Origin of the sequence: Methylobacterium mesophilicum (assembly GCF_036441335.1) — a bacterium.
GTDB lineage: Bacteria > Pseudomonadota > Alphaproteobacteria > Rhizobiales > Beijerinckiaceae > Methylobacterium > Methylobacterium mesophilicum_B.
The window spans coordinates 87781-103975 of the sequence record NZ_MLBW01000026.1 but is presented as its reverse complement, the minus strand read 5'-3'; the positions used below and the strand labels follow the sequence as shown (position 1 = coordinate 103975).

Sequence of the window (16195 nt, the reverse complement as noted above, 5' to 3'; positions counted from 1 at the left end):
GGGGTGTAGATCCGGCAGCAGCGATGGAGGCGACATGATCGAGCGGGAATTGCGGCCGATGCAGGCGGTGGCGGATGCCGCGACCGCCATCGACCGGCTGGTCGAACTCTACGACGACGCGGCCGGCGCCCTGCGGACCGCCCTCGAGCGCTATCTCGCCGGCGGGCCTCCGCCGGACGCCACGGAGCGGCTCGCCTTCCGCTACCCGGAGCTGCGGATCAGCTACCGCCCGGACGGGCCGCTGCCGCGCGTCCGGCGCGCCACCGCCAAGCTCCAGGCCGCCGGCACCTACGCCACGACGGTCACGCATCCGGGCTTCTTCCGAACCTACCTGACCCGTCAGCTGGAACCGCTGATCGCCGATTACGGCGTCGCCATCGAGGTCGGCCTGAGCGCCCAGGAGATTCCCTATCCGTACGTTCTGGAAGCCGGGCTGGACGCGCGCGGGCGGACCGTCGACGGCGCCGACCTCGCCACCTACTTCCCGGTCCCACTCCTCTCGCTCGTGGGCGACGAGATCGCCGACGGGACCTTCGACCAGATCGCCGGGGAGCCGCTGCCCCTGGCGCTGTTCGACGCGGTGCGGGTCGATTACTCGCTCCGGCGCCTGGTCCATTACACCGGCTGCGACTGGCGCGACGTCCAGCCCTGGATCCTGCTCACCAACTATCACCGCTACGTCGACCAGTTCGTCCGCCACGGGCTGGAGCGGCTCGCCTCGGGCGCGGAGGGGTTCGAGCGGCTGGTCCTGCCGGGCGGCGTGTCCGTGAGCCGCGCGGAGGCGGCCGGTGCGGACCCCGCCGCGGTGATCGCGGCGTCCCCCTGGCACCGGCACCAGATGCCGGCCTACCATCTGGTGGCGCGCGACGCCGACGGGACCCAGCAGGGCACGACGCTGGTCAATATCGGTGTCGGGCCGTCGAACGCGAAGACGATCACAGACCACCTCGCCGTCCTGCGTCCGGATTGCTGGCTGATGGTCGGCCATTGCGGCGGCCTGCGGCAGTCGCAGACGATCGGCGACTACGTGCTGGCGCACGCCTATCTTCGCCGCGACCGGATTCTCGACGAGCTCGTCCCGCCGGACGTGCCGGTGCCGGCCCTCGCCGAGGTGCAGGTCGCCCTTCAGGATGCCGCCGCCGCGGTGACGGGCGAGCAGGCCGACGCGCTCAAGCGACGCCTGCGCACCGGCACCGTGGTCACCTACGACGACCGCAACTGGGAACTGCGCTTCAGCCAGGAGCGGCGTCGGATCAACCAGTCCCGGGCGGTTGCGGTGGACATGGAGAGCGGCACCGTCGCCGCCCAGGGCTTCCGCCTGCGCGTGCCCTACGGCGCGCTGCTCTGCGTCTCCGACAAGCCGCTCCACGGCGAGATCAAGCTGCCGGGCGCCGCCAACGCCTTCTACGACCGGGCCGTCTCGGAGCATCTCCAGGTCGGCCTCGCGGCCCTCGACGGGCTGCGGGCGGACCGGCAGGGACTCCACTCGCGCAAGCTGCGCAGCTTCGACGAACCGCCCTTCCGGTGAGGCGATGCGCGGATCACCGTCTCAGCGACCGACTGCCACGCCGTCAGCTATACTCAAGCTTGGATACGACCATTCCGAGCGGTGTTGAGAGGTTAACACACCACTCATCAGGCTGAGCTCTTCCATGACTCGCATCGCACTCGTATCCACTACCCTGCTGGCCGCCGTTGCCTTCCTGCCGGCCGGGGCCGATGCCCGCGGCTTCGGCGGCGGCGGGTTCCACGGTCGAGCCTCTACGCCCGCAACCTCTACGCCTTCGTCGAGACCCTGATCGACAAGGAGTCGAAGGCGCTGGCGATCAACTGGGACGACGAGCTGGTGAAGGCCACCAACCTCACCCGGAACGGCTCGGTCGTCCACGCATCCTTCCAGCCCAAGACCGATGGCGCAGCCTCGGAAGCCGCCTCCGTGGGGCTGGCCAAGTCGGAGGCCAGCAGGCGTCGGCGGCGTCCGGACCGGCGGCCTGCGGACCGGCGGGCTCAACCAGGCCGGGCGGTACGGCGGGATCGGGAATCGCGGGATCGCGGGTCGCAACTTCGTCAACCGCGGCTATCACGGCCGGGGCTACGGCCGCGGCGTCGGTTACGGGCTGGCCGGCCTCGGACTCGGCCTCGGCGTCGGTTACGGCCTGGGCGGTCTCGGCTACGGCTACGACAATTGCGCCGACACTTACGGCTACGGCGCCTACGACCCGGCCGCCTGCAACGGCTACTACGGCTACGGCTATTGAGCCGGGCGGCGCGGGTCTCGTCCCCGCGGCGCAGCCTCTGAACCGCGCGACGCCCGGCCGGCTTCGGCCGGGCGTCCTCGCGTGATGCCCTGGCCGGGTCGACCTCCTCGATCCACAGCCTTCGCGGCTGACGAAGGCTCGCTCAATCACTCCCGAATTGCGAACCGTTCCAATCGGACGAGGATGCCGCTTCCGGCGTAGCGTGGTGCGGGGACGAACGCGGTGAGCGGTGAGGGACTGGTTGCGGCGACGGCGGCGCTGCTCGTGCTGTGCATGGGTCTCTGGGCGACCGCCCTCCTGCCCGAGATCGTCACGGCGCTGGCCTTCTTCGGGCTCGCGATGCTGCTGCGGCTCGGTTCCGCCGCCACGGTGTTCTCGGGCTTCTCGTCCTCCGCCTTCTGGCTGGTCCTGTCCGGCATGGTGGTGGGGCAGGGCATGACCCGGACCGGCCTCGGCGCCCGGATGGCGCGGACGCTCGCGCTGCGGCTCTCGGGTTCCTACGGGCGCTTCATCGCCGGGCTGGTGACGCTGAGCTTCCTCATCGCCTTCGTCATGCCGTCGAATCTGGGCCGCATCGCCCTGATGATCCCCGTCACCCTGGCGCTCTGCGACGCCTTCGGCCTCGCGGCCGGCCGGCCGGGGCGGACCGGGGCGGTGCTGGCCGTCGGCCTCGCCACGCCGATCCTGTCGGCGGCGATCCTGCCCGCCAACGTCCCGAACCTCGTCATGGCCGGCTCGGCGGAGCACCTGCTCGGCCTGCACCTCTCGTACCTCTCTTACCTCCTCCTGCACGCCCCGGTCCTGGCGCTGGTGAAGGGCGCGCTGCTGGTCGCCCTCATCGTCCGGCTGTTTCCGGACGATCTGGGTTCCACCGCTCCGATCCTGCCGGTGCTGCCGCCGCTCTCGGCGCCCGAGCGGCGCCTCGCGGTGATCCTCGCCTGCACGCTGGTCCTGTGGATGACCGACAGCCTGCACGGGCTCGCCCCCGCCTGGGTCGGACTCGCCGCGGCCGTCGTCTGCCTGCTACCGCGGATCGGAGTTCTCCCGCCGGAGGCGTTCCAGCAGGTGAACCTGAGAACCTGTTTCTACATCGCGGCGCTGCTCGGCCTCGTCGCCCTGGTCAACGAGACCGGGCTCGGCGAGCGCCTCGGCCACCTCCTGCTGACGGTCGCGCCCCTGGCGCACGACGCGCCGACGCAGAACTTCGCGGTGCTCACCGGGATCGCGACGGTGCTGACCCTCCTCGTCACCGCCAACGGCGCCCCGGCCCTCTACACGGCCCTGGCCGGCGAGATGACGCAGGCGAGCGGCCTGTCACCCTTCGCGGTCGTCTCGCTGCAGGTGATCGGCTACTCGACCCTCTTCTTCCCCTACCAGGCGCCCCCGATCGTGTTCGCCAGCGAGCTCGGCCGGGTCCGCCTCCGGGACGCGACCCGGCTCACGCTGAGCTTCGGAATCCTGTCGCTGCTCGTGGCCGCGCCCCTCGATTACGCGTGGTGGCGCATCCTGGGGCAGCTGAAGTGACAGAATCGGCAAAGTGTCGCCTCGGAGGGCACATTGCGCCGCACCATGGTGGATTGCGGGTTGCCCGCTCAGCCACTAGCGCTACCAGATTAGAGACGGTCCAGTTCGCAGCTGCGAGGCTTCAACCCGATGGCACCCACCGCCCGCCCGACAGTGGCACAGCCGCTATCGCCCCATCTCCAGATCTATCGCTGGACCTGGACGATGGCGATGTCGGTGTTCCACCGCATCACCGGCACCGCGCTCTACGGCGGGACTGCACTCGTCGCGATCTGGCTCGTGGCTCTGGCCTCGGGACCGGCCGGCTACTCTTCCGTGGCCGGGTTCTTCGGCTCGATCTTCGGGCGCCTGATCCTGTTCGTCTACACGTGGATCCTGATGCACCACATGCTCGGCGGCATCCGGCACCTGATCTGGGACACCGGCGTCGGCTTCGACCGGGAGAAGCGCCTCTCGATGGCCCGGCTGACGCTGATCGGCTCGGTGGCCCTCACCCTCGTCATCTGGGCGGTCGCCCTTCTGGTCCGCTGAGGAGGCCGACATGGCTAAGGAAGAGGTCCGGCAGGACACGCGCGTCTCGATCCGCACCCCGCGCGCGCGGGTCAGCGGCCTCGGCGTCTCCCATCACGGCGCCGGCCACTGGTGGCTGCAGCGGCTGACCGCCGTCGCCAACGTCGTGCTGATGCTGAGCTTCGTGGTGATCATCGCCAAGATGGCGGGCCGCGGCTACGCCGAGGCGCGGCTCCTCGTCGCGACCCCCCTGGTCTCGATCCTCCTGATCCTGGCGCTACTGTCGGTCACGGTCCACATGCGCCTCGGCATGCAGGTGATCATCGAGGACTACGTGCACGCGCCGGCGACGAAGATCGCGGCGGTGTTCGCCAACAACGCCTACGCGGTCGTCGTGGCCGTCGCCTGCCTCTACGCGGTCCTGCGCATCGGCTTCGGACAGCCGGCCTGATCCCGCCAACATCGATCTCGAGGAGCCGAACATGGCCGCCAACGGCACCAACGGCAGCGGGCCTGCCTACACCATCCACGATCACGCCTTCGACGTCGTGATCGTCGGCGCGGGCGGCGCGGGCCTGCGCGCCACGGTGGGCTGCTCCGAGGCGGGCCTGCGCACCGCCTGCATCACCAAGGTGTTCCCGACCCGCTCGCACACCGTCGCGGCGCAGGGCGGCATCTCGGCCTCCCTCGGCAACATGGGCCCGGACGACTGGCGCTGGCACATGTACGATACCGTGAAGGGGTCGGACTGGCTCGGCGACCAGGACGCCATCGAGTACCTCGTGCGCAACGCGCCGGCCGCCGTCTACGAGCTGGAGCACTGGGGCGTGCCGTTCTCCCGCACGGAGGAGGGCAAGATCTACCAGCGCCCGTTCGGCGGCATGACCACGGATTACGGCAAGGGCACCGCCCAGCGCACCTGCGCGGCGGCCGACCGGACCGGCCACGCCATGCTGCACACCCTCTACGGGCAGGCGGTGAAGAACCAGACCGACTTCTTCATCGAGTACTTCGCCCTCGACCTGATCATGGACGACGAGGGCCGCTGCCGCGGCGTCATCGCCCTGGATCAGGCCACCGGCGAGATCCACCGCTTCCGCGCCCAGATGACCATCCTGGCGACCGGCGGCTACGGCCGCGCCTATTTCTCAGCGACCTCCGCCCATACCTGCACGGGCGACGGCAACGCCATGGTGCTGCGCGCCGGCCTCCCTTTGCAGGACATGGAGTTCGTGCAGTTCCACCCGACCGGGATCTACGGCGCGGGCTGCCTGATCACGGAAGGCTCCCGCGGCGAGGGCGGCTACCTCACCAATTCCGAGGGCGAGCGCTTCATGGAGCGCTACGCGCCGTCGGCGAAGGATCTCGCCTCGCGCGACGTCGTCTCGCGCTCCATGACCATGGAGATCCGCGACGGCCGCGGCGTCGGCAAGAACAAGGACCACATCTACCTGCACCTCGATCACCTGGACCCGAAGATCCTGCACGAGCGCCTGCCCGGCATCTCGGAATCCGCGCGGATCTTCGCGGGCGTCGACGTGACCAAGGAGCCGATCCCGGTCATCCCGACCGTCCACTACAACATGGGCGGCATCCCTACGAACTACCACGGCGAGGTGCTGACGCTGCGCGACGGCAACCCCGACACGGTGGTTCCGGGCCTGATGGCGATCGGCGAGGCGGCCTGCGTCTCCGTCCACGGTGCCAACCGCCTGGGCTCGAACTCGCTGATCGACCTCGTCGTCTTCGGCCGCGCCGCCGGCAAGCGCTGCGCCGAGATCGTCGAGCCGAACGGCCGGGCCATGGAACTGCCGAAGGGCGCGACCGACAAGGCGCTCGAGCGCCTCGACCGCTTCCGCTACGCCAACGGCTCCACGCCGACCGCGGAGCTTCGCGCCGAGATGCAGAAGACGATGCAGAACAACTGCGCCGTGTTCCGCACCGGCGAGGTGCTCGAAGAGGGCAAGGGCCTGATCCACAAGGTCTGGAACGCCGCCGCCGACGTGAAGGTCTCCGACCGCTCGCTGGTCTGGAACACCGATCTCCTCGAGACCCTGGAGTTCGACAACCTGATCGGCCAGGCGGTGGTGACGATGGAATCGGCCGCCAACCGCACCGAGTCACGCGGCGCCCACGCGCGCGAGGATTTCCCGGACCGCGACGACAAGGACTGGATGAAGCATACCCTGTCCTGGCTCGACGAGGGCCGGCATCAGGTGAACATCGATTATCGCCCGGTCCACACCTATACGATGTCGAACGAGATCCAGTATATCGAGCCCAAGGCCCGCGTGTACTGATCCCCAACTCTGCACCACGACTGCGGCGGCGGGGCCTCGCCCCTCCGGCCGCCGCGTCCTGCTCCAGCGGAAGCCGTCGAGAACCATGGCTCAGTTCAACCTTCCGAAGAACTCCCAGATCACGCAGGGGAAGTCCTGGCCGGCCCCGCCCGGCGCCAGGAACCTGCAGACCTTCAAGATCTACCGCTGGAACCCGGATGACGGGGCCAATCCGCGGATCGACACCTATCAGGTCGATCGCGAGGATTGCGGCCCGATGGTCCTCGACGCGCTGCTGTGGATCAAGAACAAGGTCGACTCGACGCTGGTGTTCCGCCGGTCCTGCCGCGAGGGCATCTGCGGCTCCTGCGCGATGAACATCGAGGGGCAGAACGCGCTCGCCTGCACGATGGGCATCGACGAGTGCAAGAGCCCCGACAACGCCCTGCCGGTCATGACCCGCAAGGACAAGGACGGGGCGATCCGGATCTACCCGCTGCCGCACATGCCGGTCCTGAAGGACCTAGTGCCGGACCTGACGAACTTCTACGCCCAGCACGCCGCCATCGAGCCCTGGCTCCAGACCGAGACGCCGGCCCCCGAGAAGGAATGGCGCCAGACGCCGGAGGACCGCTCCCGCCTCGACGGACTCTACGAGTGCATCCTGTGCGCGTGCTGCACCACGTCGTGCCCGAGCTACTGGTGGAACGGCGACAAGTTCCTCGGCCCGGCAGCCCTGCTCCAGGCCTATCGCTGGCTGATCGACTCGCGCGACGAGAACACCGGCCACCGCCTCGACGGGCTGCACGACCCGTTCCGGCTGTACCGCTGCCACACGATCATGAACTGCGCCAATACCTGCCCGAAGAGCCTGAATCCGGCGAAGGCCATCGCCGAGATCAAGAAGATGATGGTCGAGCGCACGCTCTGATTGCAGAGAGCCGCCGCGTGTTGAGGCCTGGGAGCCACACTCGGCCGAAAAGGCCGGCTCTCCGCAGCGGAGTCGGCCCGGGCTGAGAGCGCCGCCTTGCGGTCAGCGCAATTGGCACGGAGTCAGGGTCGAAGCGCCTCCGCGCCCTCAATCCTGACCCGAAGTGGACCGATGCTGCGCCCGAGCCTGTCGACGTTCGCCGTTCTCTGCCTGAGCGCCAGCCTCGGCGCCTGCGCCTCGAGCCGCCTCGACGGGCCGCGCACCCGGGGCCCGTCGCCCCAGGCGTCCCTCGACACCGTGCCGGCCATGCCTTCGGGCACCGTGACGGCGGCCCCGCTGGCGCCGCCGCNCGGCCGCTCCTCGGTGGTCGGCAGCTGGGATGCCCGGGACGCCACCGGGGCGAACTGCAAGGTCACGCTCTCGAGCACGCCGGCCCTCGATCTCTACCGGGCGACGGCCTCGGGCTGCGCCAACAAGGATCTGGCGCGGGTCTCGGCCTGGGACTTCCGCGACGGCGAGGTCTACCTGTACCAGCCGGGCGGCTCGGTGGCGGCGCGGCTGCGCCAGGGCGGCGGCGGCCTGGAAGGCGCCCTGACCAAGTCCGGCGCGGCCCTCGCCCTGAACCGCTGAGGCCGGGCGGCGCGACCACGCCGCGCGGTTGGCACCCGGCGGGAGGCGCTTACATGAGGGGCTCCCGCCGCGTCACGCCCCCGTACACATGTTCCTCGATTGGCTCGAACGCCGCGTCGACCCCTTCGCGCCCTTCGACGAGGCGCGGATGCCGCCGCGGTCGGTGCTCGGTTTCGCCTGGTTCTACCTGCGCCCGATCCGCGCCGCCCTGGCGGCCCTGTTCGTCATCGCGGTGATCGCCGGCACGGTCGAGGCCTCCCTCTACCTCGTGATGCGCTGGTTCATCGACCTGCTCGGCTCGGCCGACCGAGCGACGGTGCTGTCGGACCACGCGGGCGAGCTCGGGCTGGTGGTGCTGTTGATCGCCGTGGTGCGACCGCTGTCGATCTGGGCCCACGAGGTCCTGTCCAACCAGCTCGTCGTGCCGCAATCGACGAGCCAGATCCGCTGGCGGGCGCATCTCTACACCCTCGGGCACGCGCTCTCGTATTTCCAGGGCGACTTCTCGGGGCGTCTGGCCAACCGCGTCGTCCAGGTGGGCCCGGCGGTGCGGGAGCTCGCCGTCGTCTTCATCGACACGCTCCTGTACGTGGCGATCTACGCGATCACCGCGGTCGGACTGTTCAGCGCGATCTCGCCGTGGCTCGCCGTCCCGGTCCTGCTCTGGATCGCTGCCTACGCGGCCCTGACCGCGTGGTTCGTGCCCCGGGCCCGGGCGCGCTCGCACAGGACCGCCGACACCCGCTCGACGCTGATCGGCCGCATCGTCGACAGCTACACCAACATCCTCACGGTGAAGCTCTTCGCCCGCGACCGCGAGGAGAGGGCCGCCGTTCAGGACGCCGTGGAGGTCCACACCGCCGCCTATCTCCACCAGTTCCGGCTGGTGACGCTGACCACCAGTCTCCTCGGCCTGCTCAACAGCACCCTCCTGATCGCCACCGGCGCGGCCTGCCTCGTCCTGTGGCGCGACGGCGGCATGACAACCGGCGAGGCGTCGGCGGGACTCGCCCTAGTCCTGCGCCTCATCGCCATGTCGGGCTGGGTCATGCAGACCGTGCGCGGCGTCTTCGAGAACGTCGGCGTGGTCCAGGAGAGCATGCAGACGATGGCCCGGCCGCACGCCCTCGTCGACGCGCCGGACGCGCGGACGCTCGCCGTCACCGGCGGCGAGATCCGGTTCGAGGAGGTCGGCTTCCACTACGGGCGCGGCGACGCCACCGTCATCGAGGATTTCTCCCTGACGATTCGCCCGGGCGAGAAGGTCGGGCTGGTGGGCGTCAGCGGCGCCGGCAAGTCGACCCTGGCGGGGCTGCTCCTGCGGCTCTACGACGTGGAGAGCGGGCGCATCCTGGTGGACGGTCAGGACATCGCGACGGTGACCCAGCAATCCCTGCGCGAGGCCATCGCGATGGTCAGCCAGGACACGTCGCTGCTGCACCGCTCCATCCGCGACAACATCGCCTACGGCCGTCCCGGCGCGACCCAGGCGGACATCGAGCGGGCCGCCCGCCTCGCCCACGCGGACGGGTTCATCGCCGATCTCGTCGACCACAAGGGGCGGCGCGGCTACGACGCCCAGGTCGGCGAGCGCGGCGTCAAGCTGTCGGGCGGGCAGCGGCAGCGCATCGCCATCGCCCGCGTCATGCTGAAGGACGCGCCGATCCTCATCCTCGACGAGGCGACGTCGGCCCTCGACAGCCAGGTCGAGGCGGCGATCCAGGACTCGCTCGACACGCTGATGGCCGGCAAGACCGTGCTGGCGATCGCGCACCGCCTGTCGACCATCGCGGCCCTCGATCGCCTGGTGGTGATCGACCGCGGACGGATCATCGAGGAGGGGACGCATGCCGAGCTGGTCGCAGCCGGTGGCGTCTATGCGGGCCTGTGGTCGCGCCAGTCGGGCGGTTTCCTCGACGACGGGACGGCCCGGTACGACAGCGCCGTGGCCTGAACGCCGGCGCGGCGCGGTTGCCGGCAACATACCGCTACGATTGAGGGGCGACCTTATCGCCGCGCCGCACACTGCGGCTTGACTCGGGGGCGGCAGACGGTCTCATTGCTCAGATTAGAACCATAATGCTTTGTTCCCGGGACGAGCCGGGACGAGGGCACCTGCGGCCCTGACGCCGACGCATGGAGTTCCGAACCTTGGCGAACACATCAGCCGCCGCTCCCGCGGTCTCTGGTCATGAGGGCAGCCGCCGCGACTTCCTGTTCCTGGCGACCGGCGCCGGGCTGGCGGTCGGGGCGGGTGCCGTCGTCTGGCCGCTGATCTCTTCCATGGCGCCCGACGCCGACACGATCGCCGCCGGCGCGCCGATCGAGGTCGACCTGACGCCCATCCAGGACGGCCAGATCGTCAACGTCTTCTGGCGCGGGAAGCTGATCTTCGTGCGCAAGCTGACCGCCAAGGAAGTGACCGACATGAAAGCGGTCCCCCTCTCGGCGATGATCGACCCGGCCGCTTTCCCGACCCGGGTGAAGAGCGGCCACGACCAGTGGCTCGTCGTGTACGGCAACTGCACGCATCTCGGCTGCGTGCCGATCGGTCACCAGGGCAATTTCGAGGGCTGGGCCTGCCCGTGTCACGGCTCGCAATTCGACGCGGTGGGCCGCGTGCGCCACGGACCGGCGCCCATCAACCTGCCGATCCCGCCCTACGCCTTCCAGACGGATACCAAGATCCGGATCGGCGAAGGCGGCAAGGAAGCGGCCTGAGGAGGACGGAAGCATGAGCGGAACGGCCAGCACCTACGTCCCCAAGAGCCGCGTAGCCAAATGGTTCGAGGCGCGCCTACCCATCGCCGGGCTGGTGCACTCGTCCTTCATTGCCTACCCGGTTCCGCGGAACCTCAACTACTTCTGGACCTTCGGGGCGATCCTCGCGGCCTTCCTGGGGATCCAGATCATCACCGGCGTGTGGCTGGCGATGCACTATGAGCCTTCGGCGACGGGTGCCTTCACCTCCGTCGAGAAGATCATGCGCGACGTGAACTACGGCTGGCTTCTGCGCTACGCGCACGCCAACGGCGCCTCGATGTTCTTCGTGGCCGTCTATGTCCACATGTTCCGCGCCCTCTATTACGGGTCGTACAAGGCGCCGCGCGAGGTGCTCTACATCCTCGGCGTCGTCATCTACCTCCTGATGATGGCGACCGCCTTCCTCGGCTACACCCTGCCGTGGGGCCAGATGAGCTTCTGGGGCGCCACCGTCATCACCAACATCCTGGCGGCCATCCCGGTGGTCGGCGACACGATCCAGACCCTGCTCTGGGGCGGCTACTCGGTGGGCAACCCGACCGTGAACCGCTTCTTCTCTCTGCACTACCTGCTGCCCTGGATGATCGCCGGCGTCGTGATCCTGCACGTCTGGGCGCTGCACGTGACCGGCCAGAACAACCCGGCCGGCATCCCGATCAAGTCGGGCAAGGACGCGGTGCCGTTCACGCCCTACGCGACGGTCAAGGACGTGTTCGCCACCTGCGTGTTCATGATCCTGTTCGCGTGGTTCCTGTTCTACCAGCCGAACTTCCTCGGCCACGCCGACAACTACATCCAGGCGAACCCGGCGGTGACGCCCGCGCACATCGTGCCGGAATGGTACTTCCTGCCGTTCTACGCGATCCTGCGCGCGGTCCCGAGCAAGCTCGGCGGCGTCATCCTGATGTTCTCGGCGGTGATCATCCTGGCCTTCGCGCCGTGGCTGGACACGTCGCGGATCCGCTCGTGCAACTACCGGCCGATCTACCGCCAGTTCTTCTGGGTGTTCATCGGCGCCACGCTGCTCCTCGGCTGGCTGGGCTCGCAGCCCCCGGAGGGTGGCTACGTGCTCGCCGCGCAGGTCTGCACCGCCTACTACTTCGCGCACTTCCTGATCGTCATGCCGCTCTGCGGCCTGTTCGAGACGCCGAAGAAGCTGCCGGGCTCGATCCTCGAGAGCGTGACCGGACCGGGCAAGCAGGTGAGCGGATCCGGCATGCCCGCGGGCGCCGCCGCCGCTCCGACCACCAAAGGCTGACGGGCCGACGACAGGACCATGATGATGACCCGCGTCCTCTCGACGACCGCCGCGGCCGCCCTGGCGGCCCTGCTGATCGGCGCCGTGCCGGTCTCCGCCCAGGAAGGGCATGGCGGGCCGATCCCGGCCCGCGTGAACTGGAGCTTCGCCGGCGTGTTCGGCCGCTTCGACACCGCGCAGCTGCAGCGCGGCTTCCAAGTCTACAAGGAGGTCTGCTCGGCCTGCCACTCGATGAAGCTGGTCTCCTTCCGCAACCTCGCGCAGGAAGGCGGGCCGGACTTCTCGGCCGGGCAGGTCAAGGCGCTGGCCGCGACCTACCAGGTGAAGGACGGGCCGAACGACGCCGGCGACATGTTCGAGCGGCCGGGCCGGCCGGCCGACACCTTCCCGCCGCCCTTCCCGAACGACCAGGCGGCGGCCGCGGCCAACGGCGGCAAGGCCCCGCCGGACTTCTCGGTCATCGCCAAGGCCCGGACCTTCTCCCGCGGCTCGCTGTACTTCCTGACCGACTGGCTGCCCTTCGTCGGCTACTCGGAGCAGGGGCCGGACTACATCCACGCCCTGATCAACGGCTACGAGGATCCGCCGAAGGACTTCGCGCTGCCGGAAGGCGGCCACTACAACAAGTACTATCCCGGCCACATCATCGCGATGCCGCCGCCGATCACCGACGGGCAGGTCTCCTACCCGAAGAACGACCAGGGCCAGCCGGTCGTGCCCGAGACGGTCGACCAGTACGGCAAGGACGTTGCGGCCTTCCTGATGTGGGCGGCCGAGCCGCACATGATGGACCGCAAGGCCCTGGGTTTCCGGGTGATCCTGTTCCTGATCATCCTGTCGGGCCTGCTCTACTACGTGAAGAAGAAGATCTGGGCCGATGTCGGCGGGGAGGTTCACGGCCTCCAGCCGGAGCTTCACAAGACCTACTGAACCGGCCGGATCGGGTCGCAGTTCGGATGGGCCTCCCTCGGGAGGCCCATCTTTTTTTTGGCCGGCGCTCCATGCTACCGCTCGCCCGCCGCGACGGTCCGCCTTCCGACACGGCCCGTCACCGGCACCACCTCGTCCCGGGGTGACCGCGTCAGCGGGTCTCGGAGGAGGGCTTCAGGGATCAGAGCGGCTTCGGGCGGTCTCCTTCGAGGCCTCCGCATGGCTCCGGCTCCTCGCGACGAGGTGCCGGGTGGGCAGGCCGCGCTGCCGAGGCGTCGCGCGTTGAGGGAGTCCGGCATGAGCGCAGCGGTACTGGGAGTCATGGGTGGCTCCGGCGTCTACGACTTGCCGGGGCTCGAGGATGTCCGCGAGGAGCGCGTCGCGTCGCCCTGGGGCGAGCCCTCGGACGCCCTGCGCATCGGACGGATCGGCGACACCAAGGTCGTGTTCCTGGCCCGCCACGGACGGGGACACCGGCTCTCGCCGTCGGGCATCAATTACCGCGCCAATATCGACGTCCTGAAGCGGGCCGGCGTCACCGATCTGGTCGCCCTCTCGGCCTGCGGCTCGTTCCGCGAGGAGTTGCCGCCGGGCCTCTTCGTGCTCGTCGACCAGTTCGTCGACCGGACCCACGGGCGCGCCTCGTCGTTCTTCGGCGACGGTTGCGTCGCCCACGTCTCCCTCGCCCATCCGGTCGGCCCCGGCCTGCAGGCGCGGATCGCCCAGGCCGCGAAGGCCGAGGACATCGCGGTCCATCGCGGCGGCACCTATGTTTGCATGGAGGGGCCGCAATTCTCGTCTCTGGCGGAATCCCGCGCCTACAAGGCCCAGGGCTTCGACGTGATCGGGATGACCAACATGCCCGAGGCCAAGCTCGCGCGCGAGGCGGAGATCACCTACGCGACGATCGCGATGGTGACCGACTACGATTGCTGGCACCCCGGCCACGACGCGGTCGACGTCGCTTCGGTGATCGCGGTCGCCCGGGCCAATGCCGACAAGGCGGCGCGGCTCGTGGCCCGTCTCGCCCGCGACTTTCCGGCCGTGCGCGAGCCGTGCCCGGCGGGCTCGCACCGGGCGCTCGACGGCGCGATCATGACGGCGCCCGCGGTCCGGGACCCGGCTCTGCTCGCCAAGCTCGACGCCGTGGCGGGGCGGGTCCTCAACGGGTAGCCGGCCGCCCTTTCCAATCCGCGGCGAGTCCCTCTAGAAGGCGCGGGCGGCCCCGGCCGCCCCCGACGCGAAGTCCAGACCGAAATGCGCAGCGCCTCCATCAGCCGGAAGACCGCGGAGACCGATATCGCGGTCACCGTCAATCTCGACGGGACCGGGCGGTCGACGATCGCCACCGGCATCGGTTTCCTCGACCACATGCTGGATCTGCTAGCGCGGCACGCCCTGTTCGACCTGGACGTGAAGGTCGACGGCGACCTGCATATCGACCAGCACCACTCGGCAGAGGATTGCGGCATCGCCCTGGGGCAGGCCTTCGCCAAGGCGCTCGGCGACAAGCGCGGGGTCACGCGCTACGCCGACATCCACCTGCCGATGGACGAGGCGCTGACCCGGGTCTGCGTCGACATCTCCGGCCGGCCCTTCCTGGTGTTCCGCACCACCTTCCGGGTGGAGAAGATCGGCAATTTCGACACCGAGCTGGTCCGCGAGTGGTTCCAGGCCTTCGCGATGAATGCCGGCCTGACCCTGCACGTCGAGACCCTCTACGGCGACAACGCCCACCACATCGCGGAGAGCTGCTACAAGGGGCTGGCCCGCGCCTTGCGGAAGGCCGTGGCGATCGATCCGCGGGAGGAGGGGCGCGTTCCCTCCACCAAGGGCTCCCTCTAAGACCCGTTGTCGTCGGGCGCCAGGATCGGTCACGCGGCCGTCGCGGCGCACGCTGTCGGAGTTTCGCGATGCGGATGCGCAGCTACACGCTCCACCTGCCGGCCGATGCCCGGCCGGGCGAGTCGGTCGGGCTCGACCGGGCTCTGCTGGTGCGGGACGGCTTCTCGTGGCCGGCCTTCGCCTTCACGGTCCTGTGGTTCCTGTTCCACCGCCTCTGGCTCGCCGCCCTGCTCGTCCTCGTCGGCCTCGTGGCGCTGGCCGCGGCCGGTATCGCCCTCGGGCTGCCGGCCGGCGCCGGCCTGATCGTCACCCTGCTGGCCGCCTGGCTGATCGGCCTCGAGGCCTCAAGCCTGCGCCGCTGGACCCTCGCCCGGCGCGGCTGGCCGGCGCGCGACGCCGTGATCGCCGCGACGCCCGAGGAAGCGGAGGCCCGCGCCCTGAACCGCTGGCTCGGGGCGAGCCCGACCGCGCCGCGGGCCCCGTTCCCGAGCGGCCCCAGCCGGCGGACCGAGCCGGTTATCGGGCTGTTCCCCGCCCAGGAAGGCGCCCGGTGAGTTCCCGGGCGAGACGCGCATGACCACCGAGACCGTCGCGATCATCGATTACGGATCGGGCAACCTCCACTCCGCCGCCAAGGCCTTCGAGCGCGCCGCCCGCGAGAGCGGGCGCGACGCGCGGATCTGCCTGACCTCGGACCCCGACGTTGTGGCCGCCGCCGACCGCGTCGTGCTGCCAGGCGTCGGCGCCTTCGCGGATTGCCGCCGCGGGCTCGACGCCGTCCCCGGCATGGTCGAGGCGATGACGCGGGTCGCCCACGGGGCCGGCCGCCCGTTCCTCGGGATCTGCGTGGGCATGCAGCTCCTGGCGAGCCGCGGGCTCGAGTACGCGACAACGGCGGGCCTCGGCTGGATCCCCGGCGATGTCGGCCCGATCCGGCCGTCGGACCCGGCCCTGAAGGTCCCCCACATGGGCTGGAACACCCTGCGGACCGAGCGCGACCACCCGCTGCTCGCCGGCATCCCCACCGGCGAGGACGGGCTGCACGCCTACTTCGTGCACAGTTACGCGCTCAACGCGGAGCGCCCGGACGACGTGGTGGCGCGCGCCGAGTACGGCGGCCCGGTCACCGCCCTCGTCGCCCGCGACAACGTGGCCGGCACGCAGTTCCACCCCGAGAAGAGCCAGCGGCTGGGCCTCGCGCTCATCGCCAACTTCCTGAACTGGCGCCCGTGAGCGCCGTTCGACCCAGGCAAGAAGGACGGAAGCG

Annotated in this window: 16 protein-coding genes and 1 pseudogene; all 17 read left to right on the top strand. The window is 69.9% G+C overall.

Annotated elements, in window-relative coordinates; all coding sequences use genetic code 11:
• The first annotated feature begins 34 nt into the window (after positions 1–34).
• The 17 genes and pseudogenes from MMR14E_RS16470 to hisH all read left to right on the top strand — a co-directional run bounded on the left by MMR14E_RS16470 (position 35) and on the right by hisH (position 16161).
• Positions 35–1528 (top strand): AMP nucleosidase, encoded by a 1494-nt coding sequence (locus MMR14E_RS16470; RefSeq protein ID WP_331315714.1) that lies wholly within the window; start codon positions 35–37, stop codon positions 1526–1528.
• 225 nt (positions 1529–1753) lie between these two features.
• Positions 1754–1906: pseudogene (locus MMR14E_RS16465) on the top strand (NAD(P)(+) transhydrogenase (Re/Si-specific) subunit alpha); the annotation flags it as partial.
• Positions 1907–1910: 4 nt separating this feature from the next.
• On the top strand, positions 1911–2258 hold the full coding sequence (locus MMR14E_RS16460; protein ID WP_331315713.1) for a hypothetical protein: 348 nt from the start codon (positions 1911–1913) through the stop codon (positions 2256–2258).
• A gap of 222 nt (positions 2259–2480) precedes the next feature.
• Positions 2481–3782, top strand: coding sequence for an SLC13 family permease (locus tag MMR14E_RS16455; protein ID WP_331315712.1), 1302 nt, complete (start codon positions 2481–2483; stop codon positions 3780–3782).
• 129 nt (positions 3783–3911) lie between these two features.
• Complete coding sequence (gene sdhC / locus MMR14E_RS16450; RefSeq protein WP_331315711.1) at positions 3912–4313, top strand: succinate dehydrogenase, cytochrome b556 subunit; 402 nt, start codon at positions 3912–3914, stop codon at positions 4311–4313.
• 10 nt (positions 4314–4323) lie between these two features.
• Positions 4324–4743, top strand: a complete 420-nt coding sequence (gene sdhD / locus MMR14E_RS16445; protein ID WP_331315710.1) for a succinate dehydrogenase, hydrophobic membrane anchor protein — start codon at positions 4324–4326, stop codon at positions 4741–4743.
• Positions 4744–4774: 31 nt separating this feature from the next.
• Entirely contained in the window at positions 4775–6592 is a 1818-nt protein-coding gene (sdhA, locus tag MMR14E_RS16440; RefSeq protein ID WP_331315709.1) for a succinate dehydrogenase flavoprotein subunit, read from the top strand.
• Positions 6593–6677: 85 nt separating this feature from the next.
• Positions 6678–7502: a succinate dehydrogenase iron-sulfur subunit gene (locus MMR14E_RS16435; protein WP_024831121.1), complete on the top strand. Its 825-nt coding sequence runs from the start codon at positions 6678–6680 to the stop codon at positions 7500–7502.
• 171 nt (positions 7503–7673) lie between these two features.
• Positions 7674–8132 (top strand): protease inhibitor Inh/omp19 family protein, encoded by a 459-nt coding sequence (locus MMR14E_RS16430; protein WP_331315708.1) that lies wholly within the window; start codon positions 7674–7676, stop codon positions 8130–8132.
• A gap of 88 nt (positions 8133–8220) precedes the next feature.
• Positions 8221–10086 (top strand): ABC transporter ATP-binding protein, encoded by a 1866-nt coding sequence (locus MMR14E_RS16425; protein ID WP_331315706.1) that lies wholly within the window; start codon positions 8221–8223, stop codon positions 10084–10086.
• Between the two features lie 197 nt (positions 10087–10283).
• Positions 10284–10853 (top strand): ubiquinol-cytochrome c reductase iron-sulfur subunit, encoded by a 570-nt coding sequence (gene petA / locus MMR14E_RS16420; protein ID WP_331315704.1) that lies wholly within the window; start codon positions 10284–10286, stop codon positions 10851–10853.
• A 13-nt stretch (positions 10854–10866) separates the two neighbouring features.
• Complete coding sequence (locus MMR14E_RS16415) at positions 10867–12153, top strand: cytochrome b (RefSeq protein ID WP_331315702.1); 1287 nt, start codon at positions 10867–10869, stop codon at positions 12151–12153.
• 18 nt (positions 12154–12171) lie between these two features.
• On the top strand, positions 12172–13083 hold the full coding sequence (locus tag MMR14E_RS16410) for a cytochrome c1 (RefSeq protein WP_331315700.1): 912 nt from the start codon (positions 12172–12174) through the stop codon (positions 13081–13083).
• Between the two features lie 297 nt (positions 13084–13380).
• Positions 13381–14256, top strand: coding sequence for an S-methyl-5'-thioadenosine phosphorylase (locus MMR14E_RS16405; protein ID WP_331315699.1), 876 nt, complete (start codon positions 13381–13383; stop codon positions 14254–14256).
• An 84-nt stretch (positions 14257–14340) separates the two neighbouring features.
• Positions 14341–14928, top strand: a complete 588-nt coding sequence (hisB, locus tag MMR14E_RS16400; RefSeq protein ID WP_331315697.1) for an imidazoleglycerol-phosphate dehydratase HisB — start codon at positions 14341–14343, stop codon at positions 14926–14928.
• 74 nt (positions 14929–15002) lie between these two features.
• The gene (locus MMR14E_RS16395) at positions 15003–15482 is read left to right on the top strand and encodes a DUF2628 domain-containing protein (RefSeq protein WP_419539363.1); all 480 of its coding nucleotides are present in this window, start codon (positions 15003–15005) and stop codon (positions 15480–15482) included.
• A gap of 19 nt (positions 15483–15501) precedes the next feature.
• Positions 15502–16161 (top strand): imidazole glycerol phosphate synthase subunit HisH, encoded by a 660-nt coding sequence (gene hisH / locus MMR14E_RS16390; protein ID WP_331315695.1) that lies wholly within the window; start codon positions 15502–15504, stop codon positions 16159–16161.
• Positions 16162–16195: the final 34 nt, after the last annotated feature.